1 protein-coding gene and 2 pseudogenes are annotated in these 4041 nt (G+C 73.5%); 1 reads left to right on the top strand and 2 read right to left on the bottom strand.

Annotated features, from left to right (window positions below):
- Window positions 1–257 (bottom strand): annotated as a pseudogene (locus ND748_RS27055) (hypothetical protein); the annotation flags it as partial.
- Between the two features lie 134 nt (window positions 258–391).
- The gene (locus tag ND748_RS27050) at window positions 392–2440 is read right to left on the bottom strand and encodes an ABC transporter ATP-binding protein (protein ID WP_251749036.1); all 2049 of its coding nucleotides are present in this window, start codon (window positions 2438–2440) and stop codon (window positions 392–394) included.
- Between the two features lie 202 nt (window positions 2441–2642).
- Between ND748_RS27050 and ND748_RS27045 the strand changes: the two are divergent.
- A pseudogene (locus tag ND748_RS27045) lies at window positions 2643–4041 on the top strand (hypothetical protein); the annotation flags it as partial.

Here is a 4041-nt window from a genome sequence, read left to right as displayed (position 1 = left end):
GGGCGAGGCCGCGCGACGGCGACGGCGACCGCGGCCGCGGCCGCGGCGCCGAGGATGCCCGTCTCGGCGTTGCTGAACCGGGCCGCGTTGGCGAGCACCGCACGGACGTCGTCGTAGCGGCTCACCAGCTCGGCGGACAGCCCGAACGGGGTCACCACCGGGCAGCCGCCGCCGACCTCCCGGGATCGGGTGATCTCCGGATCGGGATCGAACCGTTCCCGCCGCATGTAGAGCGGCGTCGTCAGCTGATCGGTCATGGTGATCGCCCCCACCGAGCCTCGCCACCCCAGCACTACCCTTCGTGGTGGAAGCAGAACCATCCGCGCCTGCCAGAAGGTCGGCGGCGGACGTGGCCGTGGCGAGTCCGTTGCTGGCGGCAGATGGCCAGCGGTCACCGGGAGGAGTCGAAGGCGCCGCCGCGGTGGGTTATGACCGGATCCGCGTCACCGTGATCGGGATCGGGGGCGGGATCGGGGGCGGGATCGGTGTCGATGTACTGGCTGGCCTGGAGGGTGAACAGTTCGCGGTAGATGCCGGGCCGGGACATCAGCTCGGCGTGGTTGCCCTGGTCGGCGACCAGGCCGGCGTCGAGGACGTAGATGCGGTCGGCGGTGCGGACGCTGGCCAGGCGGTGGGTGATGAGCAGGACGGTGCGATCCCGGCCCAGCTCGCGGATGAGGGTGAACAGGGTCTGTTCGGCGCGGGCGTCGAGGGCGGCGGACGGCTCGTCGGCGATGAGGAACGGGGCGTCCCGGTAGACCGCCCGCGCGCAGGCGATCCGCTGCCACTGGCCGCCGGAGAGGTCGTGGCCGGAGTTGTACTGACGGGCCAGCGAGGTGTCGTAGCCGTGCGGAAGCTTCTCGATCACCTCGTCGGCCTCGGTCGCGCGGGCCGCGGGGATGACGCTGTCCGGGCCATCCGAGACGAGCCGGCTGATGCGGCCGACGGCGATGTTGAGCCGGGCCGACATCGGCCACTGGGTGTAGTCCTGTGGAATCACGGAGATGCTCTCCCGGACACTGTCCGGGTCGACGCCGGTGAGGTCGACGCCGTCCCAGCTCACGGTGCCGGTGTCCGGTTCGTACAGGCCGGCGAGAATCTTGGCCAGCGTCGACTTGCCGCTGCCGTTCACCCCGACGAAGGCGACGACCTCGCCCCGGCGCAGCTCGACGGTGACGCCGCGCAGGGCCGGGGTGTCGGTGCGCGGATAGGTGTACGTGACGTTCTCGGCCCGGACGACCGCGGGCCGGGCCGGCGCCGCGTGCTCCCGCGGCTCGGGCACCAGCCGGCCCGCCTGCGCGATCCAGGCGCGGTACTCGCCGAAGTAGAGGAAGTTCTCGTAGGCGGTGTTGAGGGTGGTCAGCGCCGAGGCGAGCGCGCTGCGGCCGGTGCGGATCGCCAGCACCGCGGTGCCGCCGGCGGCCAGCGGCATCACCCCGGCGTTGAGGAGCAGGATCAGGGTCCCGTAGACGACGCCGAGGGCGAGCCCGGACACCGCCTCCCCGGTCAGCCGGTACCGCGCCTGGCCGCGGCCGACGCGGACCTGCTCGGCCTCCTGCTCGCGGGCGAGCGTCGTGTACTCGTCGAGCAGGAAGGGACCGAGCCCGAACGAACGGATCTCCGCCGCGCATTCTCGGGCGGTCATGTGATAGCGGAGCATGTACTGCCGCCGGACCTGGCGAAGCCGGCCCAGCCAGGAGGCGTGGGCGAGCCGGGCCGAACGCATCGACGCCCAGCCGTCGGGCAGGATCGACAGCACCAGCAACGGCAGCAACACCGGATGCAGCACGCCCAGCACTCCCCCCGCGGCGGCGATGTGGACGGCGGACGTCAGCATCTCGATCGCGTTGTCGACGAGCTGGCGCCCGCTGGCGGCGCCCCGCTCCCCGGCGTCGAGGTCGTCGACGAAGCGCGGGTCGTCGAAGGCCATGATCGACGTGCGGGTGGCCAGGTCGAGCAGCCGGACATGGCAGACCCGGTCCACCCGGGGGCCCAGCCGGACCCGCACCAGGTTGGTCGCCGCCGCCAGGCCGCTGCGCAGCGTTCCGGCGGCGACGACGAGGACGAGGGCGGGCAGGGCGTCGTGCAGCCGCTGCGGCGTCGGGCCGTCGCGCAGCACGGCGGTCAGCACGCCGGCGACCGCGAGCAGGCCGGCCGCCTCGATCACCCCGGCGAGCACCCGCAGGACGACCAGGACGACGAGGCCGCGCCGGTCGGCCTCCCAGGCCAGCGACCAGGCGAGCCGCAGCAGTCCGGGCAGCTGGCGGGCCATCGTGCGCACACCGGTCTGCGCCATCGTCCGGTCGTGGCGCGACCACGGCCGGACGGCGTCGTCGTCCTCCTTGCCATAGGTGAGCACCGGGTCGTGTTCGACGGCGAGCGGTGCCGACGGCGCCGTCCGCTGCGAGGGAACCGGGCCGTTCTCGGAAGTACGTTCCACACCCGTGAGGGTCGTCGCTCCCTCGCTCGTTCACCCCCGCTTTGGAGGGGATCGGCGTGCCTTCGCGTGAATCAGCGGCTGGCACGCCGGGGGCGAGCTGTCTCCCGGGGCCGGTGCCCGAACGGGCGACAAGTCGAGGCGTTTCGCCGGTGCCGGGATAATGGAGCGATGGACGGACCAGACGCGCGGGGATGAGGCCGGTTTGTCAACAGATGACATTGCATCCGAGCAGGCGTACGTCTCGGCTCTCTATGATCGGCTCGACGGGCTTCGCCGGCGCACCACGTCCCGGCTGCGGAAGGTTCTCCGGCACTCCGAGAGCCTGCCCCGGGCCCGGTTCGAGCGGGACGCGGCCAGCGCCGACTGCGCAGCCACGCTGGCCCGGATCACCGCCGCGGAGAACGGCCTGTGCTTCGGCCGGCTGGACTTCGACGGCGGCGAGCGGCGCTACGTCGGCCGGATGGGCATCTTCGACGAGGACGCGGACTACGAGCCCCTGCTGATCGACTGGCGGACCCCGGCCGCCCGGCCGTTCTACGTGGCGACCGGGGCCGCGCGGCTCGGCGTCCGACGGCGTCGGCACATCACGACGCGGCGCCGGGAGGTCGCCGGCCTCGACGACGACGTCTTCGAGCTGGCCGTCCACGGCGAGCCGAGTGCCACCGAGCTGGTCGGCGAGCCGGCCCTGTTCGCCACCCTCAACGCCGCGCGCACCGGCCGGATGAGCGACATCGTCGAGACCATCCAGGCCGAGCAGGACCGGATCATCCGCTCGGACCAACGCGGGATCCTCGTCGTCCAGGGCGGGCCGGGCACCGGCAAGACCGCGGTCGCGCTGCACCGCGCCGCCTACCTGCTCTACACCCACCGCGACCGGTTCGCCCGCAGCGGCGTGCTGGTCGTCGGGCCGCACCCGACGTTCCTGCGCTACATCGAGAACGTGCTGCCGTCGCTGGGCGAGACCAGCGTGGTCAGCGCGACGGTCGAGGCGCTCTACCCGGCGGCGAGGGCGCAGCGGCCGGAGGAGCCGACGCTGGCCGAACTCAAGGGCCGGGCGGTGCTGGCCGACGTTGTCGCCGCGGCCGTCCGCGACCGGCAGCGGCTGCCCCGTGGGCAGACGCTGGAGATCCACACCGAGGAACGCCTGCTGCTGCTCGAGCGCAGCACCTGCGCCCGGGCCCGCGCGCTCGCCCGGGAGTCCGGCGAGCTGCACAACCAGGCCCGGACCATTTTCGTGCGGGCCGTGATCGAGGCGTTGGCGCGGCAGGTCGCCGACGGCTACGCCGCCGAGACGATCACCGCCCAGGTGCTCGAGGCGGACCCCGAGGCGCTCGACCTGCTGGCCCCCGCCGGCTTCGGCGGCACCAGCCTGCTCGACGACGAGGACCTGGCCCAGCTGCGCCGGGAGCTGCGGGCCGATCCGGCCGTCCAGGCGGCGCTGGACGAGCTGTGGCCGGTGCTGAGCGCCGAGCAGCTCGTCGCCGAGCTGTACGCGGACCCCGGCACGCTGGCGTCCGCGGCGCCGGAGCTGACCGCGGCCGAGCGCCGCCTGCTGCACCGGCCGCTCGCCGAGGACGGCACCGACCCGGACGACGCCTGGC

The sequence above is a fragment of the Frankia sp. AiPs1 genome, assembly GCF_023716945.1.
Lineage (GTDB): Bacteria > Actinomycetota > Actinomycetes > Frankiales > Frankiaceae > Frankia.
Note: the sequence above shows the minus strand (reverse complement) of the source record. Positions and strands in the feature narration are given on the sequence as shown.